Source organism: Citrobacter sp. 50677481 (genome assembly GCF_001463265.1).
GTDB classification, from domain to species: domain Bacteria; phylum Pseudomonadota; class Gammaproteobacteria; order Enterobacterales; family Enterobacteriaceae; genus Citrobacter_A; species Citrobacter_A sedlakii.
On record NZ_LNHZ01000039.1, the window covers coordinates 87,941 to 113,820 of the forward strand.

Consider the following 25,880-nt stretch of genomic DNA (forward strand, 5'->3'; position numbering starts at 1 on the left):
TCTCGTATTAATCGAATCCATTACTGGCGGCAGTTTTCGCAAACCACTCGCCGCTCTTTTTCACCGTACGCTGTTGCGTGTCTAAATCTAACTGCACAAAGCCGTAGCGGTTTTTATAACCATTGAGCCATGACCAGTTGTCAATAAAGGTCCACATATGGTAGCCAAGGCAATTGCAGCCTTCGCTTATTCCTTTATGCAGCCATTTAAGATGTTCTGTGACAAACTCAATACGGTAGCTGTCGTTAATTTTCCCGTCCTGAATAAAGCGCTGTTCGTTTTCCACACCCATGCCGTTTTCGGAAATAAAACAGCGCGGATTGCCGTAATTATCCCGCAGGTTGGTAATAATATCGTAAATACCCGGCTCATAAATTTCCCAGCCGCGATACGGATTCATTTTACGCCCCGGCATTTCGTAATAATCAAATAACCACTCCGGCATAAACGGTGCGTCCGGATTGACGGCGCTGTCCCGGCACTTCACCCGGCGCGGCTGATAGTAGTTGATCCCCAGCAGATCGATTTTGCCGTCGGCGATCAGCTGCGCGTCGCCGGGCTGGCAGGCCGGAAGCTGGTCGTACTCTTTCAGCAGCGTCACCAGGTCCGCCGGATATTCCCCTTTCAGCACCGGGTCGAGGAAGCTACGGTTAAACAGCAGGTCCGCATGGTGCGCGGCCTTCACATCCGCCGGGTTTTGCGAGCGCGGATAAGAGGGCGTCAGGTTGAGGACGACGCCGATCTCACCGTCATAATTTCCGGCGCGATACGCTCGCACCGCCGTAGAATGTGCCAGCACGGTGTGATACGCCACGGTAGCTGCGCGTCTGAAATCCACCACGTTCGGGTAATGGAAGTCATACAGATAGCCGCCTTCAACCGGTACAATCGGCTCGTTGAAGGTGAACCAGTGCTTCACCCGGTTGCCGAACAGGTCGAAACACGTTTGCGCGTAGCGGCCAAACGCGTCCACCACATCGCGGTTTTCCCAGCCGCCTTTTTCCTGCATCACCATCGGCATATCGAAGTGGAACAGGGTGATAAACGGCGTGATGCCCTGCGCCAGCAGCGCGTCGATAACATTGTTATAGAAGGCCACCGCCTCGGGATTCACCTCGCCAGTGCCGTCCGGGATAAGACGTGTCCAGCTGATCGAAGTGCGAAAGCTGTTATGGTTTAACTGCTTAAGCAGTGCGATATCCTCTTTCCAGCGCTGATAAAAGGTCGAGGTGTTCGTCGGGCCAACCCCCTGATGGAAACGGCCAGGCTGGCGATCGAACCACGCATCCCATGTGGTCTGGCTTTTGCCGCCGTTCAGGCTATCCCCTTCGGTTTGCAGCGCTGAGCAGGCGCTGCCCCACCAGAAGTTTTCAGGAAAACGGTATCTCATTGTTCTGACTCCTTGATTCATTATGAGTTGCTACGGGCTGCATTCGCCACGGAGACGGCATCCTGCGCTTTTTGTTCTTCTGTTTTCATCAGCGAACGTTCGTAGGCGCGCAGGAACGGCAGGTATATCAGCGCCGACATCACCATACAGATGAGACACATTACCACCGGGCTAAAGGCCCAGTTCGCCGCCCAGGAGGCGCCGATCGGCGCGGGCGTGGTCCACGGCGTCAAAGAAACCACCTGTTCCAGCCAGCCCAGACGGGTCGCGGTGTAAGCCAGTACGGCGTTGATCATCGGCACAAAAACAAACGGAATAAACAGCATCGGGTTCATGATGATCGGCGCGCCGAACAGAATAGGCTCATTGATGTTGAAGAAACTAGGCACAATTCCCATTTTGCCGATAGTTCGCAGGTGCGTGACGCGGCTGCGCAGTAGCAGGAAGGCCAGCGGTAAGGTAGACCCTACGCCGCCAATCAGCAGGTAATGGTCCCAGAACCCTTGCAAATAAACGTGCGGCAGCGCGGCGCCAGCCGCCAATGCGGCCTGATTGGCAGAGAGGTTAGCCATCCAGAACGGGTTCATGATGCCAGTGACAATCAGCGCGCCGTGGATCCCGGCGAACCAGAAAATCTGACACAGCAGGACAGAAAGTAAAATCGCGGGCAGCGAATCCGATGCCGACACCAGCGGCTCCAGCAAATGCATAATCGCCTGCGGAATAATCATCCCGGTCTGCGCTTCAATAAACAGATTCAGCGGATGCAGGGTGGCGATCACTACCAGAACCGGAATCAGGATTTCAAACGAACGGGCGACACCGGTTGGCACTTCTTTTGGCAGGCGGATCGTCACGTTGTGCTGCTTTAGCCAGGCGTAGACGCGGGTAGAATAAATGGCGGTGATTAACGCGGTGAAGATCCCCTGACCGGAAAGGTATTGAGTGGAAATGTTACCGTCGGCATACGGGGCGGCGACCAGCAAAAACGCCATAAACGCCAGCAGGCCGGACATGATCGGATCGAGGTTAAACTGACGGCCCAGGCTTGCGCCGATGCCGACGGAGATAAAGAACGTCATAACGCCCATGCTGAGGTTAAACGGCAGCATCAACTGTTCACGATACGTGGCGGAGAAATCAAGCCAGCCACGGGCAAAGCTGTTGGTGGTTTCGGCAGAAAACGGCGGGAAGATAAACACCAGCATAAACGAGCCGATGATCATAAACGGCAGCGCCGCGGTAAAACCGTCACGAATCGCAATCACATACTTTTGCTGGCCCAGTTTCCCGGCAAGAGGAGTGATGGATTGTTCTATGACAGCAACCATTGACTGATATAACGAACTCATAATGACACCTTCTAGTGTGTCGCTTCAATCAGCGACAGAGCATAGTCCAGCACCTTGTCACCGCGTTGCATTCCGTAATCCAGCATATCGATTGCTTGTACGGGTATACCCTGGGTGGCAGCCTTCTCAGAGAGCGTGTTAAGCATGTACTTTACCTGGGGGCCGAGCAGCACCACCTGGTAATTTGGAAACTGAATGTCAAATTCGGAAACGCCATAGGCGTCAATTTGTACCGGTAGTTTCCGTTCTTCCGCTGCTTCGACCATTTTACGAACCAGCAGACTGGTAGACATCCCTGCGGAACAACACAACATAATCCTGAACATTGTTAACCATCCTCAAAATGTAAAAACTTATTGCGAGTCTGATTTGATATCATACGGAAACCGGTTTCCATTTGAGGCAAACAGAACTGTGACACTCATCAAGAACTTATTCTTATAAGGCTAATTATTTGGATTCAGCTCACGATTTTGGCTGCAAAAATGTCTTTTTGAGTGAAAATGGAAAATCGGTTTCCATGAAAAACGGAAACAGCTATACTGCCTTTGGCGATAAAGTGAGCCAATGTTAACTTCAGGATTTGAGGAGCCAGGCGGGCTCTGTCAGGGGAGAATGATGTCTACTATCAACGATGTATCGCGTTTGGCTGGCGTGTCGAAAGCCACGGTGTCGCGCGTGTTGAGCGGATCGCGTGGGGTAAAGGAAGCCAGCCGTCTTGCCGTACTGAAAGCGGTGGACGAACTAAATTACCGGCCGAATGTGATTGCCCAGTCGCTGCTAAGCCAGACCACGGGCTGTATCGGCGTGATATGCGCCCAGGACAACATCAACCAGACGACGGGCTATCTTTATGCGCTGGAAAAGCATCTGAGCCAGCACCAGAAACATCTGCTGCTTCGCTTCGCCAATACCAAAGCGGAAGTGCTGAGTGCACTCGACGAGCTGAGCTGCGGTTTGTGTGACGATGTGCTGATCATTGGCGCGCGTTTTCCACTGAACATTAACCAGGAGAACGTCATTCTGGTGGACTGTCTGGAAGTGGGGGACGACGTTAACAGCATCCAGTTCGATCACGCTTTCGCGACCGAAACCGCCTGTAACTATCTCATCAGCCAGAATCGCCGACAGATTGCGCTGATTCATCCTCACGGGATGGGTTTTTCCGATCAGGTTTTACTGGGCTATAAACTTGCACTGGAGAAAAACTTCCTGCCGTTTAACCGTAACCTGGTCTTTATGGACGCGACGTCGTCTTCCGTGGCCCTGCAGGAGCTGCTGAATAACGCCTCGACGCTCAACTTTAACGCGCTGTTGGTGGCGGACGAACAGCAGGCGCAGCGGGTTATTCCGCAACTGCAGGCGTTCAATAAGTCCGTTCCGGAAGACATTATGGTTTTCAGCCTGGCGGGATCGCTGCATCTGCCGGGTATTCCCACCATTCCGGCAATTGAATATTCTATGGACGCCATGGCGGCGCGTATTGTCGGTTGGCTCAATGAAAAAACGCAGAATATGCTGGGATCGTATACCCTGCGCGGCGACCTCATTATTCCGGACGTGCGCCAGCGATAATTATGATGACCGGGCGTGGGGCTGCGGCTTCACGCTTACATATCCGGGCATTCAACCTTACCTAACGCTTCCCAATAGTTGTTCTGGTTATTTCTCTCCATCGCCACAATCGCTTCGCGAATATGCAACTGATTCCCTTCTGTAGACATAATGGTTTTTTCCCATGCGTCGTCAGAAGGCGATCCCTTCGGCGAGCAGAGCTTACGTAGATCCTTCAGAATGGTATTTTTCTCGTGTACTGTCTGGAGCGCGCCATAAGGCGAGTCGGCCCGGGCGAATCCCGATAGGGTAAAAAGTACGGCAACCATCGTCATAACGGCGAGTTTCATGGTAATAATCCTTTTGTCGATGCGCATCTCGTTAAGAATAAGTGTAGACGGTAGGCGGCTCACTCGGCATTCCGTGTGAATGCTGAAAATAAAGTAAGCCAGAAGCGGTATGTTTCAGGAGGATAATATGCAGATACAGGTTACAGAGACGGTTACCGAAGACGATCAGAACGCACTGCTCACCGGGTTACGCGCTTATAATCTTCAGTTCCTGAAAACGACCTATTTTGGCAATCTGGCGGTGTACTGGCGCAATGATCGCGAGATTATCAAAGGGGGGCTGATTGGCGAAATCAAAGGCGAGTGGCTGTGTATAAAATACCTGTGGATGGATGAATCGTTGCGCAGGGGCGGCTACGGCAGACAGCTGATGCAGGCAGCGGAACAGGCAGCGCAGGAGCGAGGCTGCCGTCACGCGCTGGTGGATACCATGAGTTTTCAGGCGCTGCCGTTTTATCAGAAGAACGGATATCAGCTAAAAATGACTCTCGATAATTTCCCGGAAGAAGGCGCGTCGAGACATTATTTAACGAAGACATTTTGATGACCGGTGAGTGAGCCTCTGGAACGTCTTTCACTTTCTTACGCAGCAGAATCGTGTATGTTCTGAACAATCAGTTAATGCTTAAGCGGTAGAGAGATGAGAAGGATTGAGATCGTTCTGGGTGAGCTTGAAAGGTTGACGCGTGGGCTGGAAACGGCGGATTTGGCGCAGGAAACGGCGTTTACCGCAGAAGCGATCGGCTTTAACCTCGGGCTGGCGCGCAATTCGGTCAGTAAAGATCTCAATCAATTGTGGAACGATGGCCTGGTCATCAAAAGTCGGGGAAGACCGGTATTTTTCCTGCATTGCCAGGCGCTGGAAACGCTTTTAGGTCGTAAGTTGACGGATGCCGAGCGTGAAGTACGCTCGGTTGCCGAACTGCTGCCGCAGCAGGAAATGGCATCCGTCGACGATCCGTTTACCGGCCTGATTGGCTACGATCGCAGCCTGCGCGATGCGGTGGAAAAGGGTCGCGCCGCAGTGCTTTATCCCCATGGTCTGCACGTACTGCTGACCGGTCCTTCTGGCGTCGGTAAGACGTTCTTTGCCGAGCTGATGCATCGCTTTGCCTGTGAACATACCGCAGGTTCCCCGCCACCCCTGGTCTATTTTAACTGTGCGGAGTATGCCCATAACCCGGAGCTGCTTTCGTCGCATCTTTTTGGTCATCGGCAGGGAGCGTTTACCGGTGCGAACGAAAACAAGCCCGGCCTGGTCGAACAGGCTGACGGCGGCTATTTGCTGCTCGACGAGGTCCATCGTCTGCCTTACGAAGGGCAGGAAAAATTATTTTCCCTTCTCGATAAAGGCGAATATCGCCCGTTAGGTTCCAGCGCCGCGGCAAGGCCGATTTCGGTACGGCTGATTTGCGCCACCACGGAAGCGGTTAACTCTTCACTGCTGCGGACTTTCCAGCGACGTATCCAGGTGACAATCGACCTGCCCGGTATTCGCCAACGTTCTGTTGAGGAACAGGTGGAGCTGATAGTCGGGTTCTTGCAGCGCGAAAGCCGTAAAATCGAGCGTACGGTGAGCATCGATAAATCGCTGCTGCTGTGGCTGCTGAACAAGCCGCTGGAAGGAAATATCGGCCAGCTTAAAAGCGATATTCAGTTTCTCTGCGCGCAGGCGTGGGCGGCAGGCATGACGGAGCACAACGAGACGCTACAGCTCGACAAACGGCTGGTGGAGATGCCGTTTCAGGCTTCGGTGGAGCAACGTTTGCTGGTCGATGCGTTGTTCAACGGTCAGGAGCGCCTGAGCATTGATGCCCGCACGCTGCCAGCGCTGAAAACTTCGCTTGCTACGGGGGCGGAGATTGAAGAGAGCGATCTGTTTTACAGCTTTTTGACTCGCGAATACGTCAATTTGCGCAACAGTAACGTGCCGCCAGCGGAAACGCTGGCGATACTGAAAAATAAACTCAGTTCTATTTTTGAGTACGGCCTTTACAGCCGCGACAGTATTGCGCACCCCCCGCGCTATGGTAGCCAGATTGAAGAACGCGTCACGCTGCTGATTGCTTGCGTGGAGCAGGTACTGGGCTTTTCCCTGCCGCAAAATCTGGTAAATCCTCTGCGAAAACACTTTCTGGCACTGATTGGCTATGTGCAACGGGGCCTGATTCCGCAGCTTTACTCCTCCAGCCTGATCCTCGATCGCTGTAAAGATGAATATGACAACGCCACGCTGTTATGCCGAAAAATCAACGAATTGTTGCATATTCAGTGCCCGGCGACGGAAGTGGTCTGGCTGTGCCTGTTTCTGAAAGAGTGTCGTCACTACCGCCAGCGCATAGACGCCAGTCCGGAGTGCGGGGTGATTCTGGTCGCCCACGGCGCGACGACGGCAACCAGCCAGGCGCAGTATGTGAATCGCGTGCTGGAGCGGGAATTGTTCTGCGCTATCGATATGCCGTTTGAACAGTCGGTACATGACACGCTGGAAACCCTTATCCAGATAATTCAGGCGCATCGCTGGCAACGGCTGATCCTGATGGTGGATATTGGTTCACTGGTCCATTTTGGCAGCACCATCAGTAAGTTATTTCAGATCGACGTATTGTTGGTACCCAATATTACCCTTACCAGTCTGTTGGAAGTGGGGCTGGATTTAAGTTATGAAACCAGCGACTTGCCGCAGCTGGCGGCGTTAATACAGAGCAAAAGCATACCCTGCCAGCTCTGTACGCCTCAGCAGGAAAACAGCGGGAAAGTCTTGGTTATCTCCTGCATTACCGGCATGGGCACGGCAGAAAAAATTAAAAAGGTGCTGGAGGAGAGTTTTGGCGAACTGATGTCGCAGGATACGCGAATGGTCATCCTGGATTACAACGAAGTGCGCAGCCTTGAGCGCGTCCAGCAGGCGCTAAATGCCAGCGAACGCCTGGCGGGGATTGTCGGTACCTTCCAGCCGGGGTTGCCGGATATTCCGTTTATCTCGCTGGAAGAACTGTTTTCTGAACAGGGTCCGGAACTGGTACTGAGCCTGCTGACGCCAGATCTATCCAGTGCGGAACGCCGCCTGGAAATGGAGCGCAGTGCGATGCGTTTTATCAGCGCCCTGACGATGGAAAGCATTATTAATCATATTTCAGTGCTTAACCCGCAGCGTATTTTGAAAGAGATGGAAGGCGTGCTCAACCATCTAACCAGCGCGCTTTCGCTGAAGCCAAGCCGCCAGGTGACACTACGCTTTCTGATCCACTGCTGCTGCATGGTTGAGCGTATCGTGATTAACCGCAAACCGTTACAGATGGCGCTGGAAAACAAGCCGGAATTCGATGTCCGCGCGTTTAGTGTCATCAAATCCGCTTTTTTGCCCATCGAAGAAGCCTATGCGATTCGGTTGTCGGACGCGGAATATTTTTATATTTACGAACTTCTCTATAGCTGATCCCTTAACTGGCGCGGCTCACCGCTTCGCCAGTTCACCTGTCTGCCCTGCGTGACACAAACTCTGGCACAGCTCTTGCTCTTATTACTGACGTAAACGTAATGAAGCCAGGAGGCCATTTTGACTACCACTCAACCGTTGCCCCACATCTTGCTGCTGACCCATGGCGGCTGGGGACAACAGCTTTGCAACAGCCTGCGCATGGTGATGGGCGAAATTAACGGCGTAACGGAAATTGCGCTGATGCCTGTCGATACGCTGGGCGAGTTTTATCAGCGCGTCGAAGCCGTTGTCCAAACCCTGCCGGAAGGCTCGCTCATCCTGACCGACTTTATTGGCGGCACGACGTCCAACGTGGCGGCGCGGTTGAGCGCTGACTATCCGGTGGCGGTGATTTCCGGCTTAAACGCATCGCTGCTGCTGGAGGCGCTGGACCGTCGTGAACATGGCGCGCTCACCGCCTGCGTGACCGATCTGGTTGAAGCCGGGCGCAGCAGTTGCCTGGACGTTGTCGCTCACGTTCGTCAATTACAACACGCAAAAGAGGGATAAAACGATGGCAAAGGTCGTGTTATGTCGTATCGACAGTCGTCTGATTCACGGGCAGGTCGTCACCAAGTGGGTCGGACAATCGCAGGCTAACCGTATCGTCGTCGTCAGCGACGAACTGGACGCCGATCCGTTTATGAAAAATATCTACCTGATGGCCGCGCCGCCGAACATCAAAGTGGACTGCTACGGCAACCAGAGCTTTGCCGCCGCGTGGAAGGAGAATCAGCTTGGCGACGGCAGCGTACTGGTGCTGTTTCCGTCCCTTGCCGCCGTGCAGGACGCCGTTCAACTGGGCTTTGACGTCAGCACCCTTCAGGTGGGCGGTTTAGGCGGTGGGCCCAACCGTAAGGCGGTTTTTCAGAACATCACACTGGATGAAAAAGACGTTGGCATTCTTAACGACCTGAAAAATCGCGGTATTCAGGTGTACTTCCAGACTATCCCGGAAGATAAGCCACAGTCTCTGGACGATATCCTGAAAAAATTCTAACCCTCTGATAATGGGATAACACTATGGATACCTTACTTTTTGCAAGCCTGATGGGGTTGTATTACTGGTTTGCCCGTTTACGCCTTGGCTACACCTTCTCGGCCATGCTGTTACAGCCTGTGGTCATCGCGGTCTTTGTCGGTCTGCTGCTCGGCAATATGCAGACGGCGATGATCATTGGCGCCGGTATGCAGTTGGTTTATCTCGGCGTGACCTCTACCCCTGGCGGCAATGTGCCGTCCGATCCGGCGCTGGCGGCCTGTATTTCCATTCCGATTGCGGTTAAGGCCGGGATGGACCCGAACCTGGCCATCGCGCTGGCGATACCGTTTGGCGTTATCGGCGTGTTCCTCGACCAGTTGCGCCGTACGCTGAATGCCGCCTGGGTACATATGGCTGACAAACACGCGGAAACGGCGAACATGGCCGGCATAATGCGCTGCGCCTTCCTCTACCCGGCGTTACTCGGGCTGGTACTGCGTTTCCCGGTGGTATTCGCCGCCAACTACTTTGGCCAGAACGTGGTGGAAAGTTTCCTCAAGCTGATGCCGCACTGGTTGACCCACTCCTTTGAAATCATGGGCGGGATCCTGCCGGCGCTGGGCTTCGCCATCACCATTATGGTGATCGGTAAAAAGAGCCTGCTGCCGTGGTTTATCGGAGGATTCTTCGCGGTGCTGTATCTCAAGGTCGACATCATGGCGATGGCCATCTTCGGCACCTGTGTGGCCTTCCTGATTAAAGGCCTGGCGAAAAATGAAGGAGCAGCATGATGAGCAGCGACGTAATGCAACATGAACTGGTTGAACGTGCGCGGGAAAGCGGGGCGCTGACCAAAGCGGACATCACCAAAGCGTGGTTTATCTACTGGCTGGGCGCGGAAGTGTCTAACTCGTATGAACGTTTACAAAGCCTGATTTTCTGCGCCTCAATGACGCCAATCATCAAAAAACTCTACCCGCAAAAAGAGGAGCAGGTGGAAGCGCTCAAGCGTCACCTGAACTTTTTTAACTCGGAGCAGACGTTTGGCGCGGTTATCCAGGGGATCTCTATCGCCATGGAGGAACAGAAAACGCGCGGCGAACCGATCAGCGACGCATCAATTACTGGCATCAAAACCGGTCTGATGGGGCCGCTGGCCGGGATGGGGGACTCTATCGTCTGGGCGGCGGTGATGCCGCTGTTGATTGCGATTTTTATCCCATTCGCGGCAAATGGCAGCGCATTCGGCGGTATTGCGCCGCTGATCCTCTATCCGGCGATCACCCTGGCGATAAGCTATGGACTGATCCACAAGGGTTACACGCTCGGTCGCGACTCCATCGTAGGGCTGTTACAAGGGGGGCGAATCAAGGAACTGATCTACGGCGCCAACGTGCTGGGGCTGATCATGATGGGGGCGCTGTCGGCGAGCTACGTCAAAATTACCACGCCGTTGAAGATCAGTGCGCTGAAGGGGTCTGAAGTGGTGGTTCAGCAGATCCTTGACTCCATTGCGCCGGGCCTGCTGCCGCTGGCGGCGGTATTTGCCATCTATATCTTCCTGGTGAAAAAAGGGCCGCGTTACACCACCATTTTGCTGTCCATTGTCGCGCTTAGCGTGGTGTGTTCGCTTCTGGGAGTGTTGTAAGCCATGACGCAAAATATCTATCAACAGCTCGGGCTTAAGCAGGTGATTAACGCCTGCGGCAAGATGACCATTCTTGGCGTCTCCAGCGTCGCGCCGGAGGTGATGCAGGCCACGGCGCGGGCGGCCTCATCTTTTGTAGAGATTGACCGGCTGGTGGAGAGAACCGGCGAGCGGGTTTCGCGCTATACCGGCGCGGAAGACAGTTACATCACTTCCTGCGCGTCGGCAGGGATTGCGATTGCCGTCGCTGCCGCCATTACGCGCGGTGACCCGCATCGCGTGGCGTTGATGCCAGACAGTACGGGAATGGCGAATGAAGTGGTGATGTTGCGCGGGCACAACGTTGATTATGGCGCGCCAATCGGTACTGCGATCCGTCTGGGCGGCGGACGCGTGGTGGAAGTGGGAGCGAGTAACCTCGCCGCCCGCTGGCAGTTGGAGAGCGCGATTACCGACGCCACAGCGGCGCTGCTGTACGTGAAGTCTCACCATTGCGTACAGAAGGGCATGCTGGAGATAGAAGATTTCGTGCAGGTGGCAAGCATTCATAACCTGCCGCTGATTGTGGATGCCGCGGCCGAAGAAGATCTCCACTCCTGGGTGGCGAGTGGCGCAGATATGGTGATCTACAGCGGCGCGAAAGCGTTCAATGCGCCAACGTCAGGGTTTATTACCGGCAAACAGCGGTGGATTAGCGCCTGTAAGGCGCAGCATCACGGGATCGCGCGGGCGATGAAGATTGGCAAGGAGAACATGGTCGGCCTGGTAACCGCTCTGGCGCATTATCACCAGGGGCAAGCCGTGGTTAGCGCAGAACAGCTGCAACCGGTGGCAGAGGCGATTTCAGCGATCCGCGGATTTCATGCCGATATCGAACAGGACGAGGCTGGACGTGCGATCTGGCGCATTCGCGTCAGGGTCAATGCCGGGGAACTGGGGTTGAGCGCCCGTGAAGTTGAGGCGCAACTGCGCGGCGGCGAGATAGCTATTTATGCCCGCCGCTACAACCTCCATCAGGGCGTTTTTAGCCTCGACCCACGTACGGTCGCCGAGGGGGAGATGGCGCTGATTGTCGCGCGGCTTAAGGAGATTGCAGAACATGCAGCAGATTAATTTTTATCGTCAGCGTGTGGCGATTAACGTGCTGGCGAAAGACATCGCCAATGCCCGGGAAATCTACGACGCCGCAGAGGGACACGCGGTGATTGGCATTCTCTCCGCGCAGTTTTCGTCGGTAGACGAAGGCGTACAGGAGGTGAAACGCTGGATGGACGAAGTACCGTCCATCTCGGTTGGGTTGGGGGCGGGCGATCCGGCGCAGTATTACAAGGCGGCGATGATTGCCGCCAAGGTGCGTCCGGCGCACGTCAATCAGACCTTTACCGGCAGCGGTTTTGCGGCGGGGGCGCTGGCGGCGACGGGGGGTGAGCTGACGCATATCAATGCGCTGGTCAGCCCGACGGGGACGCCTGGCGAAGTGCTGATCTCCACTGGCGTCAGCAGCAGCCAGGGAACACCGGCGCGTGTTTCCTGCGATGCCGCCGTGCGAATGATGCAGGATATGGGCGCGCACGCGGCGAAGTTTTTCCCAATGGGCGGCGAGACGTCGCTGCCGGAGCTATATGTGCTGGCGACCACCGCGGCACGTAACGGCATGACGCTGATCGAACCGACTGGCGGTATCGATCTGGCTAATTTCGGCGTGATTCTGCAAACCTGCATGGAAGCGGGCATGCCTCGCGTGATGCCGCATGTGTACAGTTCAATTATCGACCCGCAAACCGGCAATACACGTCCTGAAGATATCGTCAGGTTAATGGAAATTGTCAAAGCATTGGTCTGAACCGGAGGGTGTTGCGTGCGAGTCGCGCAGCACCATTTGCTTTAACATTGAATTCCGCTTTATGCCTTTTTCTTCTTATTGTTACCGATAATCCGCGTCATTTGCAGATTATGGAACTGGAAGGCGCGCAGTTACCGCGCGTGCTCGACGACCCGAAAGTCGATGTGGCGATCATCAGCACCACATATATCCAGCAAACCGGGCTTTCACCAGTGTATGACAGCGTTTTTATCGAAGATAAAAATTCGCCTTACATGAATATCCTGGTGGCGCGGGAAGATAACAAAGACGCGGAAAACGTGAAGGCATTTTTGCAGTCTTATCAGTCGCCGGAAGTGGCAAAGGTGGCAGAAAAAATCTTTAACGGTGGCGCGGTGCCGGGCTGGTGACAAAGACCAACGCCGCGCCGGAGGTATTACGCCGCCCTGGCGCGGCGGCGGGAGTCCATTGAAATCAAAACGACTGACGAGAGGATCAGTAGCGTGCCAAGCCAGTCCGGCAAGGTAAACGTAATGCCTAACAGCAGTAGCGACAGTAGCGCGCTGCTCAGTGGCTCCGCGCAGCTTAAAATGCTCGCTTTCGGCCCGCCTATCATCTGAGCGCCTTTCAGGTACAGGCTAAAGGTTAATGACGTACCCACGACCACCAGATAGAAAAACGCCAGAATCAGGCTGCCATTCACCACAAAATTGGTCCCTTCCCCGGCATAAAACGGCAGCAGACACAGACCACCAATTAACATACTCCAGCCAACGATCGGTAATGTGCCGTAACGGGCAATCAGCGTGGAAGGGTAGGTAGTGTAAAATGCCGCAGCAAACGCTGAGGCAATTCCCCAGAACAGCGCGGCGGGAGAAATCGACAGCGACGTAGGATTACCGTGGGTCACCAACAAAAAGGTGCCCACCAGAGACGTCAGGATCGCGGTCAATACCAGTACGCCGGGACGCGCCTTACGCACCAGCGCAAACCACGCGACGATGATGGTGGGGGACAGAAACTGCAATACCGTGGCGGTCGCGGCGTTTGATTTTTCAATGGTCAGCAGGAAGGTAAGCTGTACGGTAAGCGCGCCTAAAATGGAAAACAGCAGCAGACTCAGGGCATCCTGACGATTTTTGAAGGCCGAAAAGATTTTGTCGCCATGAACGAATGACAGCATCAGCAAAATCATCCCGGCGAAGATCAAACGCGTCATGGTCAGAAACGGCGAAGACATCTGGCTCTGCTCCATAATGTACTGCGCGCAGACGCCGGAACTTCCCCACAATACGGCGGCAACCAGGACGTTGAACATCCCTTTTCTGGTGGAACCCATATTTTCCTCAGTATTGATTTTTGGCGTGGTTTTACCGTCATGATAGCAGATTAGGCAGGCGGTTTATCATCCACAGAACAGCGGGATTTCCTTTCGACGTAACAATAAAAAACCAGGAATGAGGGAGATTGCACCTTTTTTCGCCGCGTTCTATTGTGATGATGTATCAACACCTGGAAGGAACACATCATGGGTAAGCGTCGTGGTTTAACGGCTGTGCTGGCCACTCTGGTTTCTCTCTCCCTGTTTGCTGCCCCTGTTATGGCAAACCCGGGAAATGGGAACGGTAATGGCGGCGGCCATGGTAATAGCAGTGGTAATCATGGAAATAAAGGCAACCAGGGAAATCAGGGGAATAAAGACCACAAAGGAAATTCCGGCGATAAAAAGAACGTCTCATCCGACAAACGTAAAAATTACGGTAAACCCGATCATGTTGACTCCGACATCAGTTTTGCGACAGCGCGTCATCTGGCCGTGAACTACGGTCTGACGGGTTACGACGCCTTACCGCCGGGGATCGCGAAGAACCTGGCGCGCGGTAAACCGCTTCCTCCAGGCATCGCCAAAAAAGCCGTACCGGCCTCAATGCTCGGCGAATTGCCTTACTATCCGGGATATGAATGGCGAATCGTTGGCGACGACCTGGTGCTGATTGCGCTCAGTACTGCCGTGGTCACGGCGATTATTAATGGGGTGTTTGATTAGCGTATTATATCGCCGGGGATATATCCCCGGCTTTTGTATTAACTATCGAAGGTACGAACGGTTAAAGTGGTGGTGTATCTAGTAGCACGAACATCCGCTCCGCTATTTAAATATAATTCCTGCGTACTGGATGCTCCTTGTGACGTCCATACCCAAGTATCACCCTCACCACCAAACGTTACATTAGCATCAGTATGAGTAAAGTGCGTAAGCACTGTTGATCCATCTTCAGCAGTGAATTTTACATATGCAAGGCCATTAATCGTAGAGCCGCCAGTGCTTGTGACAACGAAACCAGAGTGAGAGCCAACACCATTAACACTTAATGTGCCGACTTTTGTAGTATTGTTATTTATGCGGCCTGTTGGAACAGAACTTGCCGGGGCCCAGGTTGCAGATAAAGTAGACGAAGCACCAGCAGTAAACTCTGCGGGTACATTAATAGCGTCATTATTCTGTGCCGCATAAGATGCAGTTGATGCTACAAATAGTGATGCTAAAAAAGCTGTAGAAATATATTTCATTGTTAAATCCTCTAAGAATTAAAGTTTCATGTTAACAATAAGCACAAAACACTCTTGTGCTTAAATAAAATTCTACATAGTTAAACCTTAGATATGAGATAAAAAAATCATACACAGCTCATTGTGGTGGGTGTTTTATCATTTTCCTTTATTAATGAGTAAGGAATTTTGCATTTTTTATCATTACCTCGACCCCAAATAACAGTAAGTTCTCCTTTATCCTTTAGCCCTGAAATGTAAGTTTCACCGTGCTCTCCGACAATACCGACATTAGTTCCATTATTTGAAGTTACTATCGAACCCATAGGAATATAGTCGCCATTTCGTTTTGTTAACGTGATAATTCTTTTATATCCAACGATTGTCTCAAATTTGCTTGCAACTATAGCCCCTTTGGTTGGAATGATTTTATTATCACTTCTCGAAATTTCAATGTCATAGGGTAGTGTAAGGGTATCCAACGATATTATTGACTTACGATAAGGTGGTAACCCTCCACTCAATATAGCATAGCCATTCTTATCTGTTTTTACCCCCCTCATATTAGTTATGGATATATCACCAGCATCTGGAGCTATAATTAATGCGTTTGCGGAACCTAATTTTTGTCCAAATGTAACCCCGTACTGACTAACCAACATTGCTCCATTCACACCGATATTGTATTGTCTTGTGAATTTATCATACATATACCCGCCGGAAAGATTTCCTTCCCGACCCATCCAATAAAAATCAGCACTTGTGCGATTAGTTGAGTTATTAGTTAACGAAGTGTTTGTAATATTCCATGATAGATTTTGATCGAAATTTCGCCCGCTAATTCCAACTGATTGAGATAAACTGCCATCTGAAGAATTTGTCATCGAATAATTAGTATATATATTTTTCGACGTGAATTTATCCAAAGGAACCATAATGTTTAAGTAAGCATAATCTTCACTTAAACCATTTGACAGATTTTGCTTTGATAAACTTAAGGAAACATTATTTCCAAAAAAATTAAATCCATATGAGAAATTTAAATAATTAGAGCTATGTTTTCCGCTCCAATCATTTTCATGATTTAACGATAATTGAAATGCACCAAGTCTTGAAAGTGATTGGTTAAATGCTAAGCTAATGATATTTTTTGTGTTGTGTTTATTGAGCCAGCGTCTATCAATTTGACTAAATACATCATTAAGAGTTGAATAACCTTTAGATAACCTTCTGAAATAAGAAATGTTAATTCCTGTATTTGTGTTAGAAATGTTCTTATAATATTTAAAATTAATGGCGTCTCCGTCATTATTCTCCTTTTTTGATTTTTTTTGTGAATGATTAATATCAAAGGACATTGAACCAAAATCCCCCAGATACGTACTAAGACCAATTTTAGTTAATTTAAATATACTAGATGCTTGTAGGGCACCATATGTTGTTAAGTTATAAGGCAAACCATAATACATAGTTGCTTGTACTAAATTTGGCCCAACTGTTTTATTACCATTGGTTCGGTATCTACCTACCATTAGGTTATAATCTAAAAAACTATTTTTAATGGAAATTGGTGGCGGATTATAAGGAACATAAAAAGTGTTTCTTGTTCCATCCGATTCATAAATAGTTACTTTTAACATTGAGCTTAAACCGACATAGGGCAAATCGTTAATTTCAAAATCACCAGGTTTTACGGATGTTGAATAAATAGTAAAACCATTGCTATCAACAGTCACTTGTGCTGATGTTTTTGCAACACCTTTAATAACAGGAGATGAATGATAAAAACGGTCTGGGTACATTTCTTTATCTGACCCGAGCATAATCCCAAGAAAAGGGATGCTATCAATTACATCTGACGACGTGAATCCTCCACCAATTACAATTCGGCTACGAGAGTTATATATTCCTCGCTCTAGATAACTATTAATATTATTCCAAGATGTACCATTTATTTTATCATACATTAATGTGCTTTGGTTGCGGATACGCCATGCACCAATGTTAATGCCTGATTCAAAGAATGAGTAGGCATTATTCTGACTCTCTCTTTTTTGGTCGTAACGGTAATCACTGTGAAATGCATTCATATCATAATTTATGTAAAATGCATTGATTCCATCATCCCATTGGGATGATGGATACACACCGTCGACAGGTGTATCCAGAAAATTAGAAGGAATATATAAATATAGGCGTTGTTTGTAAAAATCAAAATCAATCTTCCAGTTATCATGTTTTTTAAAAAAAACAGCACCTTCAGTGCATTCACTAACGTACTCTTTTTTTATCCCGTACTTTAAGAATTGTTCACACGATAATTCTGGTATAAGTTCACTACTATGATTCAAATCAACGAAAACAATCGGTACTGTTTCCTTATGCTCATTATTAAGAAATACATCCACAACATAGCTCCCTGCTGGAGCTTTATCATTATTGATGAAGTTTAAGCTGACATTATTTCCTCCATCATCCAGTACGGACTGATCAAAACTAAATTTTTTTTCGGATGAGTATGAGCACTTTATGCTAAGCATAATAGATAGACAACATGCAAGATATTTATTGCACACTTGTATTTTTCCCTTAATTAATGTCACTTTCAATCACATTACTATTACCACCTAGATCAGTGATAAATTGCCAAGATATTTTTCTTATAGATTTAATGTCGGTTTTTAGGCTAATTTTTTTTGACGAATAAGGAGTTAAATACCCCGGGTTTTCCAATGTTTGATCATGGATTTTTATGTTTTTAAGGCTTAATATATATGGAGTCTCATTTTTTGCTATGATCCCACCATCAACTATATTCCATCTTATATTCGGCTTACTGTTGTATGATAATTCAGATAAATTTTTAGGCCTTATTATAAGTTTCACACAGTTATCAATGGCTATATTGATACCCATAGCTATATTATCTTTTATAATTTTATTATTATTAACCCAAACATCACTTTCTTTCGGTGGAATGCCTTTAACGCATAACCAATATAACTCCTCCTGCTCTTTATTGGTGAGATTATTTATCGTTGGGGCAACTCTTATTTTATTTTGTTCATCGCCATTAAGCTTAAATAGGGGTGGTGCTGCAAAATAACTTTTATCTTTTGTCACACCATCGCTGGCATACACTCTGCTCTGGACTAAAACAGGATAATCATGCTCATTAATGACGTCAAGTTCACTACCAATACTGTTTTGCTTTAAAATAAGACGATCTCTTGATAGCTTTAATGAAAATTTTTTTGAGTATAAAGGGATATTAGTTGAATAAGATGCTATAGGGGTGATTCCAATTGTGCTTAATAATATTAATGCCATCAGCTTATTGTTTTTTTTTGTCATTTGTATTTACCTTTACTTAACTTAGCTAAACTATTCCAAACTATATTTTATTTTTTGTTGTAATTAATAGGTTTGATGAGATAAGAATATGCAGCAAAGTGATATCGTGTAGTTCGTGTAATAATTTAAGAGAGCCATTTGAAATAAAAGGACCATGATTTTTATTTTGTCAGGAAGTGTTTGTTTTGTTTGTCTTTTTTGATTTTTATATTTTATTATGCGGGCTGAACTGGCTATAGTTAACATCATTTAAGTGTCTCCTTGGGATATAAAAATGATGCTGGTGGGTTTATTTATTGACTAGGAATGTTGATTGCTTGATTCTCCGTTACTTAAGCTGATAGTCGTCGGGGGATAAAGTGAATAAAATATATGCGATAAAAAGGAATAGAAAGGGCGAGGCTGTTGTTGTTTCAGAAGTAAGTGAGGGTATAAGGAAGCACATCACTTCGCGGGTTTCTTTGAGTGTACTATTAGTGAGCATAATGGGCGTGGGATATTCTTCCGCATCAGCTGCTTCTGTAGTAGGATATAATATTCCTTACCAGACTTACCGTGACTTTGCTGAAAATAAAGGATCTTTCAAGTCAGGTGAAAAGAATATTCCTCTCTATGATAAAAATGGTAACGTTGTTACCATATTAAATAAAGCACCGATGATTGATTTCAGTTCGAACGACCGAGCTGGAGTCGCAACCTTAGTTTCACCACAATACGTGGTCAGCGTAAAACACAACGGTGGATATCAGAATGTTAAATTCGGCTATGGAGATGACACCAGTTATGCCCTTGTCGAAAGAAATAACCACTGGCGTGATTTTCATACTCCACGACTCAATAAAATTGTTACAGAGGTAACTCCTCTCGATATGACCAGTGCGGGCATTGCACAAGGCACATACCAGGATCAGAAATGGTTCCCGGTGTTCTATCGAGTCGGTACGGGAACGCAATATATAAAAGATGCAAGTGATAAACTGACTCATCTGGCTGGAGCATACTCGTATAAAACTGGAGGGATAGTAAATCCACCTTTTATATCGGACTGGAGTTTTGTTACCAATACGACCAATACGCCACTTTCCACTTATGGTACACCCGGTGACAGTGGCTCTCCGCTTTTTGCCTGGGATGCACAGCAAAATAAATGGGTGCTAGCGGCAGTACTCAATTCTTATGCTGGTGAAGCAGGGAAAACTAACTGGTATACGATAATACCTGTTAGTGATGTCGACAATACAATGAAGCAGGATGATGATGCCCCTGTAATTTCTGAGCCAATTGAGGGAGATATTCACTGGGCTTACGATACAGCAACAGGTGCGGGAACGTTAACGCAAGGAAGCCATTCCTGGTCAATGCATGGTAATCAGGGGCCAACCGGGCCTGCATCATTGAACAGCGGTAAAGATCTCACCTTCCAGGGGGGCGGTACCGTATTGTTAGAAAACAATGTTGATCAGGGAGCGGGAACGCTGACCTTTGATGATGATTACATTATTAAGCCCCTAAACTCTCAAACCTGGAAAGGTGGCGGGATTATTGTGAACGGCGATCGTACCGCTGACTGGCGGATTAACGGTGTTCAGGGGGACAATCTGCACAAGCTCGGTACCGGGACGCTGAAGGTGAATGGCGCGGGTATCAACCCCGGCGGGCTGAATGTTGGCGAAGGAATGGTAATTCTGGCGCAGCGCCCGGACAGCGATGGCAATGTACAGGCCTTTAATAATGTCAGCATTGTGAGCGGCCGCCCAACCGTTGTGTTAGGCGATGAAAAACAGGTCAATCCCGACAATATCAAATGGGGCTATCACGGCGGTAAGCTCGATATCAACGGTAATAACCTCACTTTCCATCAGCTTAACGGCGCGGACGACGGTGCGATCCTGACCAACAGCGGGAAACAGGCCACCGTCAGTCTGGATTTCAATAAACCTGATGCCACAACGACGGTTGCCAGCATCTGGCACGGTCACTTCACCGGTAATGTTGATATCAAAAATACCGTTACGCCCGGAACGCAGAACGACTTTGTAATAGATGGCGGGATGAACACCCAGGGGATCTTCACCCAGCAAAACGGCCGTCTATTTATGCAGGGGCATCCGGTGGTTCATGCCGCCAGCAGCCAGGCTGTGGCGAATAAGCTGACGGCGCTTGGAGATACTTCTGTCCTGACTCAGCCGGTTTCCTTTACCCAGAGTGACTGGGAGACCCGCCACTTCAGCCTGAAACAGCTTAACCTGCACAATGCTGATTTTCACCTGGCGAGAAATGCCAGCCTCGATACGGCTCTTTATGCAGACAATTCCACCGTAACGCTCGGCAGTGAAGATCTCTATATCGATCTTAACGATGGAAATGGGGTGAAAACCACGCCCTCATTCGGGCAGTCAAAAGCGACAAACGACGCCGATCAGAGCCGTTTCATCGGACGCGTACAGCTGAATAACGGTTCCACTCTGAAGATTAATGAACATTTTACCGGCGGGATTGACAGCGCAGACAGCTCGGTGACGGTGTCGTCCACCGATGCCGTTCTCAGCCAGTACAGCCGCTTCAGCCACTCACCGCTGTCGCTGGCGGATGGCGCGAAGCTGACAGTAACTTCAGATCTGCTCTCGGATGGCGAAGTGACTGCCGGCGCGGGGTCAACGCTTTCGCTGTTATTCGGGCAGTACGCAGCTGAGCGCTGGCACCTTGACGGACAGGGCGCCACGCTGAATGTCAGGGCGGGCTCCACGGTGGCAGGGCATATTCAGGCTGATAACGCCGCTGGCATTCATTTTGGCGAAACGGATAAAAAAGGCAGCGAAAATCTGTTTACGGCTTATCGTGGCAATGTGAGTGCGCCACTGGCAGATGCGTCGCTGACGAAAACCCTCTGGCAGGCGGACGGCCAGTCAACGGTGAAATCACTGGATCTGAACGGTTCGCAGGTTAGCTTCGGCAAAACCGGCGCTCCGGGTTCTCTGACTGTGGACACCCTTACTACCAGCAACAGTCAGTTTATCCTGAATACCGACGGCAAAACGGCGGATACAGTCCAGGTTAAACAGTCGCTTGCAGGAAAAAACAATGCGCTGGTTGTTGTTCCGACTGCGACTTCAGTCAGCCAGAAGACAACCTCTGTACCACTGGTGACGGCACCGAAGGCGACAGCTAGCGATGTCTTTACACTCACTCCGGTTGCACAACGCAGCGGTTTACACACTTTCACACCGAATATAGCTCTGGTGGAAACGGGGAACAGCAAACAGTGGCGGCTGGAAGGATTTGATGTGCAGCAGAATAAACCGGCGCTGCAGGCCAGCAAATCCGTTATGGATACGGGATATAAGAACTTCCTGACAGAGATGAATAACCTGAACTACCGCATGGGCGACCTGCGCAACACCCGCGGTGAAACTGGGGCCTGGGTGCGCATCTTTAGCGGTACCGGTTCTGCTGGCGCGGGCTACTCTGACAGCTGGACTCACCTGCAGACTGGTGCCGACAGGAAGCATACATTTGAGGGCGGCGATCTGTTTACCGGGGTAACGGCAACGTTCACAGACACTAATCGTCATGGCGATGGTTGGTCCGGTCAGACGAAGTCAGCCGGTGCCGGTATTTATGCGTCAGCGATGTTTGACTCCGGGCTGTATGTTGATCTCATCGGTAAATACGTGCGTCACGATAATCACTACTCGGCGCGTGATATGGGAATGCCGGAGCAGGATTACCGCTCGCACTCTTGGTATCTGGGAGCGGAAACGGGCTGGCGCTTCTTTTTACCTGATGAAGCCTTTATTCAGCCGCAGACAGAGCTGGTTTACGGTAAGGTGTCTGGTAACCGATTTGCCTGGCAGTCTGAAGGTACTGATATCGTCGTGCAGCGTAAGCAAATGAAGCCACTGACTGGCCGTACTGGTGTTGAAGCCGGTAAGAGCTTTAAGGGCAAGGACTGGGAAGTGACTGCTCTGGCGGGCATACATTATCAGTATGATTTGTTTAAACCGGATGAGACGGTTGTCCGTGATTTTGCTGGGGAAACTCATATTAATAACGGTAAAGATAGCCGGATGAACTTTAATATTGGAGTCAACGCAAAAATTAAAGAAAACACCAGGATTAGTCTTAATATCGAACGGTCAGCTTTCGGTCATTACGATATTGATAAGGCAATTAACGCTAATATCCGTTATTCATTCTAGTTTTTTGACGTAGAGTTTAACAGCCTGAACGGATTGTTCAGGCTTTCTTATTGATTAACTGAGAGTGAGAATTATATTTATTTGATCGTTGGCATTGGCGGTAAAATTTTATCTTTTAGTGTTATTCTTTGGGGTGGTGTTTGTGCTTTCCATCCCTTATAGTCGATTTTAGTTAAGGTAGTTAATAGATTACATAGCTAAGGAATTCTATGTCCATTGCTTTTTTAATAGCGAGTAAAAATGTATATTTTAATTATGGAGTGCGCTTGCTTACAGAAAAGAGCATAAGTATTAAGTGTTATAATTTTAATGGCCCGGCTTCTCTTTATCAAGTTTATAAAAGGCACAAGAGCATGTATTTAATTTGCGATAAAGAGAGTTATGCTACGTATACTTTCCTTTTCGAAAACAAACCGATAACCTGTATTTGTCTGGAGCAGCTAACTTTACAACAGGGGCGGATTAGTGTCATTACTAATTATGTGCCTGCACAAGTAACTGTTCTTAAAAAACTAACTGACATTGAAACAGAGATAATTTACTTATATTTCTTTAAAGGATTCAGAATTAAGGCGATAGCGGCTATTTTACAGTTAAAAGTGAGCCAGGTTTACTACAGGATAAAAGTAGTAAAGGATAAACTAGGCGCAGACTCAACGAGAAAACTTCCGGTGCTGCTCAGATTTTTGTTTGCTCCAGTAAAATCTTAACTTCTGATTTATCGTATTGTTTTCATCTGAAAACATTAAGAAATAGAAGTATTAAAGATAGATTGAAAGGTTAACTCGTTGTATTTATTTAATATGTATAATTGGAAGTTGAATAATTAAAAAATTTTCTTTTGATGGCTATAAGTTTTTTCCGAGTTTACATAGCTGATAACCCATGAAATTATATTCATACAAAGCATGGGGGTGACTGTATGAATAGTCAAAGTGCTTTAACTAACCTTAATATACCGGTTAAAGAAAAACTTGCATGTAACAATATGTTAGTGCTAAAAAAAATCCGGTTTTATAATTGCGCTATCATTCATCTGCGGGATGCTCAACTTCTAATCAAAACCAAAGATGGACAAACGCTTAATATACCGCCAGAGTCGTTATGTTATGTCGAAAAAAATACAGTGATCGATGTGGCATTAGAAGTATTAGGGAAAGGAATACCCTATGAAATTTACCATATAGATAGCGACGTGCTAAACTGTATTTGTAAAGTCATGGAGCCGCTCTTATTAGATCCACAAAGAGTTAACCACTCGCGGCGAAAAATATTTACCTGTGCCTTAGATGAAACGGATATCCGCATCTTTAAAAGATTAATCGGAAGCAATATCCCTCAGCACAGACAGGTCTATAAGATAACTTATCTTTTATCTAAAGTGAGTGATATAGAATCACTGGTCTATTCATTATCTGTTTCCACGGATACGACGTTTACTGAAAAATTAAAGGCAATCATTGAGTCCGACCTTTCTAAATCGTGGCGGCTAGTCGACTTGGCAAATATATTACATATGTCTGAGGTGTCGATTCGGAAAAAACTGGAGAAGGAGAGTAATAATTTTAACGCGTTAGTCCTTGATATACGTATGCATCATGCCGCAAAATTAATCACAACGACTGATAAACATATCAATAGTATTGCTAATGAGGTGGGTTATACTAGTACATCTTATTTCATTCGAAACTTTAAAGATTTTTTTGGTATCACACCAAAACAATTTTCTTTAAAAGTGAAAAAGCAGCACTGAACGAGCCAGACAATAGCGATTCTTCAGGTTGAATTCCCGTGTACTGAGAAGAAAAATCATAGAAACCAGTGGAAAGCCGGGATTACCTGGCTTTTCCGAACTGTTTGGAAAACTTTTCATTTCTCAATAACTATGTATTCGAGGGCGAAGATTTTAGCGCTTCTTATGGCTATTCTCCGTACTTCCTCGGTGCGTTTTAGCTGCGCCCGTAGTTTCAGGATCTCGCTTTTGGCTTCCAGTAAATCCCATCCCGGGCATGCTTTCGCTGTTATCGAGTTTAATAGCCCGTTGCTACTTTATAGAGACTGTGTGAGGAAACGCCCAGACGGTTGGATACTTCGGCAACGGAATAACCGCGTTCCGTTATCTGACGGACGGCTTCTTCCTTAAATTCAGGTGTAAATCGTGATGTGCCCACATGCTCTCCCTATGCTCAAACTATAGGGCAGGATCGTCTACCGGGATGGGGTCAGTCCTTCCGACTCAAGTATGTGTCTCTGAAACTAGGGCCTGTTAGCTATTCTGAAGAGATCATAATCGTTCCACTAATGTGAGTTACACTTCTGGCTTATTGTTCTCGCGTACAGAAAAGCCCAGTTCGCGAGAAATGGCCTCTGCCGTATCGCGCAGCGGCTTGAGTAAATTCTTCTCTCCTACCTGCTTGAGGCGCGATGTCGATAATGAGATAGAAATGGCATAAGGCACTCGTCGATGGATATCGAAAACCGGGACCGCCAGGCAGGAGACGCCCAACTCGTTCTCTTCCCTGTCCATTGCCATATTTCGCTCGCGGATCTGCGCCAGCTCATCATGCATCGCAGGTAGGCCAGTAATGGTATTCCGGGTCAACGGCTGAATAATATCCTGATGTGAATTCCAGTAGCTCTCAACGTAGTCAGGATGGCCAAACGCCATATAAATCTTGCCCATTGCCGAGCAGTACAGCGGCATATGCTGGCCAATATAGGCGCGCGTACGCAGCATGCCGGTGGTCGGCTCCAGCTTATAAATCAGGATTGCGTGGTCATCTTCACGGCTGGAGAAGTTCACCGTCTCGCCAGTGGCCAGGTTGAGCGCCTCAAGATGCGGCGCCGCGACGTGGATGATATTGAGCGACGACAGCGCCTTTTGGCCAACGGCGATAAACTTTGTCGTCAGACGATAGCTCCCCGCAGCCGGGGCTGGCGTGACGTAACCGCAGGATTGCAACCCCTGCAATAAGCGATGAACGGTGCTTTTGTTCAGGCCCGCCAGTTCCGACAGATGCGCCAGCGGGCATCCGTTTGGATAATTACTCAGGATCTCAATCAGCATCAACCCACGAAAAAGGCTCTGGCTTCCGGCTGGCCTCTCTTTGTCTTGCGTTATATCGCTCTCTTTTGTGCCCATCGTTTCCGCTCCCCATTTTTGTCGCGTTCAGATGGTAGCGCAAAGTGTGTTTCAGT

General features: G+C 48.8%; 22 protein-coding genes and 2 pseudogenes. 14 read left to right on the plus strand and 10 right to left on the minus strand.

Annotated elements, in window-relative coordinates:
- Positions 1-7: 7 nt before the first annotated feature.
- From APU02_RS10150 to APU02_RS10160, 3 genes are read right to left on the minus strand one after another with little or no spacing between them, the layout of a single operon-like run.
- Entirely contained in the window at positions 8-1,390 is a 1,383-nt protein-coding gene (locus APU02_RS10150) for a glycoside hydrolase family 1 protein (protein ID WP_060569988.1), read from the minus strand.
- A 20-nt stretch (positions 1,391-1,410) separates the two neighbouring features.
- On the minus strand, positions 1,411-2,742 hold the full coding sequence (locus APU02_RS10155) for a PTS sugar transporter subunit IIC (RefSeq protein WP_060569989.1): 1,332 nt from the start codon (positions 2,740-2,742) through the stop codon (positions 1,411-1,413).
- 11 nt (positions 2,743-2,753) lie between these two features.
- Positions 2,754-3,068 (minus strand): PTS sugar transporter subunit IIB, encoded by a 315-nt coding sequence (locus APU02_RS10160; protein ID WP_042287136.1) that lies wholly within the window; start codon positions 3,066-3,068, stop codon positions 2,754-2,756.
- A gap of 292 nt (positions 3,069-3,360) precedes the next feature.
- Here APU02_RS10160 and APU02_RS10165 point away from each other — a divergent pair, with 292 nt between their 5' ends.
- Complete coding sequence (locus APU02_RS10165) at positions 3,361-4,317, plus strand: LacI family DNA-binding transcriptional regulator (RefSeq protein ID WP_042287133.1); 957 nt, start codon at positions 3,361-3,363, stop codon at positions 4,315-4,317.
- A 35-nt stretch (positions 4,318-4,352) separates the two neighbouring features.
- Here APU02_RS10165 and APU02_RS10170 read toward each other — a convergent pair whose 3' ends face one another.
- Positions 4,353-4,646, minus strand: coding sequence for a YicS family protein (locus APU02_RS10170; protein ID WP_060569990.1), 294 nt, complete (start codon positions 4,644-4,646; stop codon positions 4,353-4,355).
- Between the two features lie 127 nt (positions 4,647-4,773).
- Between APU02_RS10170 and APU02_RS10175 the strand changes: the two genes are divergently transcribed.
- The 9 genes and pseudogenes from APU02_RS10175 to APU02_RS10215 all read left to right on the plus strand — a co-directional run.
- A complete protein-coding gene (locus APU02_RS10175) occupies positions 4,774-5,190 on the plus strand; it encodes a GNAT family N-acetyltransferase (RefSeq protein ID WP_060570013.1) in 417 nt (138 codons plus the stop codon).
- Between the two features lie 96 nt (positions 5,191-5,286).
- Positions 5,287-8,085, plus strand: coding sequence for a transcriptional regulator DagR (gene dagR / locus APU02_RS10180; protein ID WP_060569991.1), 2,799 nt, complete (start codon positions 5,287-5,289; stop codon positions 8,083-8,085).
- Positions 8,086-8,205: 120 nt separating this feature from the next.
- Positions 8,206-8,637, plus strand: a complete 432-nt coding sequence (locus tag APU02_RS10185; RefSeq protein WP_042287124.1) for a PTS sugar transporter subunit IIA — start codon at positions 8,206-8,208, stop codon at positions 8,635-8,637.
- Positions 8,638-8,641: 4 nt separating this feature from the next.
- Complete coding sequence (locus APU02_RS10190) at positions 8,642-9,127, plus strand: PTS system mannose/fructose/N-acetylgalactosamine-transporter subunit IIB (RefSeq protein ID WP_042287119.1); 486 nt, start codon at positions 8,642-8,644, stop codon at positions 9,125-9,127.
- A gap of 23 nt (positions 9,128-9,150) precedes the next feature.
- On the plus strand, positions 9,151-9,900 hold the full coding sequence (locus APU02_RS10195) for a PTS sugar transporter subunit IIC (protein WP_042287117.1): 750 nt from the start codon (positions 9,151-9,153) through the stop codon (positions 9,898-9,900).
- Entirely contained in the window at positions 9,897-10,757 is an 861-nt protein-coding gene (locus tag APU02_RS10200; protein ID WP_167333852.1) for a PTS system mannose/fructose/sorbose family transporter subunit IID, read from the plus strand. The genes APU02_RS10195 and APU02_RS10200 overlap by 4 nt, the downstream gene beginning before the upstream one ends.
- Before the next feature lie 3 nt (positions 10,758-10,760).
- Positions 10,761-11,870: a D-glucosaminate-6-phosphate ammonia lyase gene (gene dgaE / locus APU02_RS10205; RefSeq protein WP_060569992.1), complete on the plus strand. Its 1,110-nt coding sequence runs from the start codon at positions 10,761-10,763 to the stop codon at positions 11,868-11,870.
- Positions 11,857-12,600 carry a 2-dehydro-3-deoxy-phosphogluconate aldolase gene (locus APU02_RS10210; RefSeq protein ID WP_060569993.1) on the plus strand — a complete coding sequence of 248 codons (744 nt, stop codon included), beginning with the start codon at positions 11,857-11,859 and terminating at the stop codon, positions 12,598-12,600. The genes dgaE and APU02_RS10210 overlap by 14 nt, the downstream gene beginning before the upstream one ends.
- Before the next feature lie 80 nt (positions 12,601-12,680).
- Positions 12,681-12,989, plus strand: a pseudogene (locus APU02_RS10215) (MetQ/NlpA family ABC transporter substrate-binding protein); the annotation flags it as partial.
- Between the two features lie 26 nt (positions 12,990-13,015).
- Here the strand turns inward: APU02_RS10215 and APU02_RS10220 are convergent.
- Positions 13,016-13,918 (minus strand): carboxylate/amino acid/amine transporter, encoded by a 903-nt coding sequence (locus APU02_RS10220; protein WP_042287101.1) that lies wholly within the window; start codon positions 13,916-13,918, stop codon positions 13,016-13,018.
- Between the two features lie 189 nt (positions 13,919-14,107).
- Between APU02_RS10220 and APU02_RS10225 the strand changes: the two genes are divergently transcribed.
- Positions 14,108-14,626, plus strand: a complete 519-nt coding sequence (locus APU02_RS10225; RefSeq protein ID WP_060569994.1) for an anti-virulence regulator CigR family protein — start codon at positions 14,108-14,110, stop codon at positions 14,624-14,626.
- Positions 14,627-14,664: 38 nt separating this feature from the next.
- Here the strand turns inward: APU02_RS10225 and APU02_RS25070 are convergent, their stop codons facing one another.
- The 3 genes from APU02_RS25070 to APU02_RS10235 all read right to left on the minus strand — a co-directional run bounded on the left by APU02_RS25070 (position 14,665) and on the right by APU02_RS10235 (position 18,483).
- A complete protein-coding gene (locus tag APU02_RS25070) occupies positions 14,665-15,150 on the minus strand; it encodes a CD15/CS22/SEF14 family fimbrial major subunit (RefSeq protein WP_072197099.1) in 486 nt (161 codons plus the stop codon).
- 107 nt (positions 15,151-15,257) lie between these two features.
- Positions 15,258-17,732 (minus strand): fimbria/pilus outer membrane usher protein, encoded by a 2,475-nt coding sequence (locus tag APU02_RS25075; protein ID WP_131729036.1) that lies wholly within the window; start codon positions 17,730-17,732, stop codon positions 15,258-15,260.
- Positions 17,719-18,483 carry a fimbria/pilus periplasmic chaperone gene (locus APU02_RS10235; protein WP_060569996.1) on the minus strand — a complete coding sequence of 255 codons (765 nt, stop codon included), beginning with the start codon at positions 18,481-18,483 and terminating at the stop codon, positions 17,719-17,721. The genes APU02_RS25075 and APU02_RS10235 overlap by 14 nt, the downstream gene beginning before the upstream one ends.
- Before the next feature lie 359 nt (positions 18,484-18,842).
- On the opposite strand from APU02_RS10235, the gene APU02_RS10240 reads away from it, so the two are divergent.
- The 3 genes from APU02_RS10240 (at position 18,843) to APU02_RS10250 (ending at position 24,435) form a co-directional block, all read left to right on the plus strand.
- On the plus strand, positions 18,843-22,682 hold the full coding sequence (locus tag APU02_RS10240; protein ID WP_060569997.1) for a S6 family peptidase: 3,840 nt from the start codon (positions 18,843-18,845) through the stop codon (positions 22,680-22,682).
- A gap of 209 nt (positions 22,683-22,891) precedes the next feature.
- The gene (locus APU02_RS10245; RefSeq protein ID WP_060569998.1) at positions 22,892-23,392 is read left to right on the plus strand and encodes a hypothetical protein; all 501 of its coding nucleotides are present in this window, start codon (positions 22,892-22,894) and stop codon (positions 23,390-23,392) included.
- Positions 23,393-23,604: 212 nt separating this feature from the next.
- Complete coding sequence (locus tag APU02_RS10250) at positions 23,605-24,435, plus strand: AraC family transcriptional regulator (RefSeq protein WP_060569999.1); 831 nt, start codon at positions 23,605-23,607, stop codon at positions 24,433-24,435.
- 298 nt (positions 24,436-24,733) lie between these two features.
- Here APU02_RS10250 and APU02_RS26905 read toward each other — a convergent pair.
- Both APU02_RS26905 and yiaJ read right to left on the minus strand, forming a co-directional pair.
- Positions 24,734-24,853 (minus strand): annotated as a pseudogene (locus APU02_RS26905) (transposase); the annotation flags it as partial.
- Between the two features lie 137 nt (positions 24,854-24,990).
- Positions 24,991-25,824: an IclR family transcriptional regulator YiaJ gene (gene yiaJ / locus APU02_RS10255; protein ID WP_060570000.1), complete on the minus strand. Its 834-nt coding sequence runs from the start codon at positions 25,822-25,824 to the stop codon at positions 24,991-24,993.
- Positions 25,825-25,880: the final 56 nt, after the last annotated feature.

Bases quoted from the DNA above. Each gene is read 5' to 3' on its own strand.
- APU02_RS10210 (WP_060569993.1), top strand. From the start codon at position 11,857: ATGCAGCAGATTAATTTTTATCGTCAGCGTGTGGCGATTAACGTGCTG.
- APU02_RS10225 (WP_060569994.1), top strand. From the start codon at position 14,108: ATGGGTAAGCGTCGTGGTTTAACGGCTGTGCTGGCCACTCTGGTTTCT.
- APU02_RS10235 (WP_060569996.1), bottom strand. From the start codon at position 18,483: ATGACAAAAAAAAACAATAAGCTGATGGCATTAATATTATTAAGCACA.
- APU02_RS10170 (WP_060569990.1), bottom strand. From the start codon at position 4,646: ATGAAACTCGCCGTTATGACGATGGTTGCCGTACTTTTTACCCTATCG.
- APU02_RS10220 (WP_042287101.1), bottom strand. From the start codon at position 13,918: ATGGGTTCCACCAGAAAAGGGATGTTCAACGTCCTGGTTGCCGCCGTA.
- dgaE (WP_060569992.1), top strand. From the start codon at position 10,761: ATGACGCAAAATATCTATCAACAGCTCGGGCTTAAGCAGGTGATTAAC.
- APU02_RS10195 (WP_042287117.1), top strand. From the start codon at position 9,151: ATGGATACCTTACTTTTTGCAAGCCTGATGGGGTTGTATTACTGGTTT.
- APU02_RS10165 (WP_042287133.1), top strand. From the start codon at position 3,361: ATGTCTACTATCAACGATGTATCGCGTTTGGCTGGCGTGTCGAAAGCC.
- dagR (WP_060569991.1), top strand. From the start codon at position 5,287: ATGAGAAGGATTGAGATCGTTCTGGGTGAGCTTGAAAGGTTGACGCGT.
- APU02_RS25070 (WP_072197099.1), bottom strand. From the start codon at position 15,150: ATGAAATATATTTCTACAGCTTTTTTAGCATCACTATTTGTAGCATCA.
- APU02_RS10245 (WP_060569998.1), top strand. From the start codon at position 22,892: ATGTCCATTGCTTTTTTAATAGCGAGTAAAAATGTATATTTTAATTAT.
- APU02_RS10190 (WP_042287119.1), top strand. From the start codon at position 8,642: ATGGCAAAGGTCGTGTTATGTCGTATCGACAGTCGTCTGATTCACGGG.
- yiaJ (WP_060570000.1), bottom strand. From the start codon at position 25,824: ATGGGCACAAAAGAGAGCGATATAACGCAAGACAAAGAGAGGCCAGCC.
- APU02_RS10155 (WP_060569989.1), bottom strand. From the start codon at position 2,742: ATGAGTTCGTTATATCAGTCAATGGTTGCTGTCATAGAACAATCCATC.
- APU02_RS10200 (WP_167333852.1), top strand. From the start codon at position 9,897: ATGATGAGCAGCGACGTAATGCAACATGAACTGGTTGAACGTGCGCGG.
- APU02_RS10160 (WP_042287136.1), bottom strand. From the start codon at position 3,068: ATGTTCAGGATTATGTTGTGTTGTTCCGCAGGGATGTCTACCAGTCTG.
- APU02_RS10175 (WP_060570013.1), top strand. From the start codon at position 4,774: ATGCAGATACAGGTTACAGAGACGGTTACCGAAGACGATCAGAACGCA.
- APU02_RS10250 (WP_060569999.1), top strand. From the start codon at position 23,605: ATGAATAGTCAAAGTGCTTTAACTAACCTTAATATACCGGTTAAAGAA.
- APU02_RS10150 (WP_060569988.1), bottom strand. From the start codon at position 1,390: ATGAGATACCGTTTTCCTGAAAACTTCTGGTGGGGCAGCGCCTGCTCA.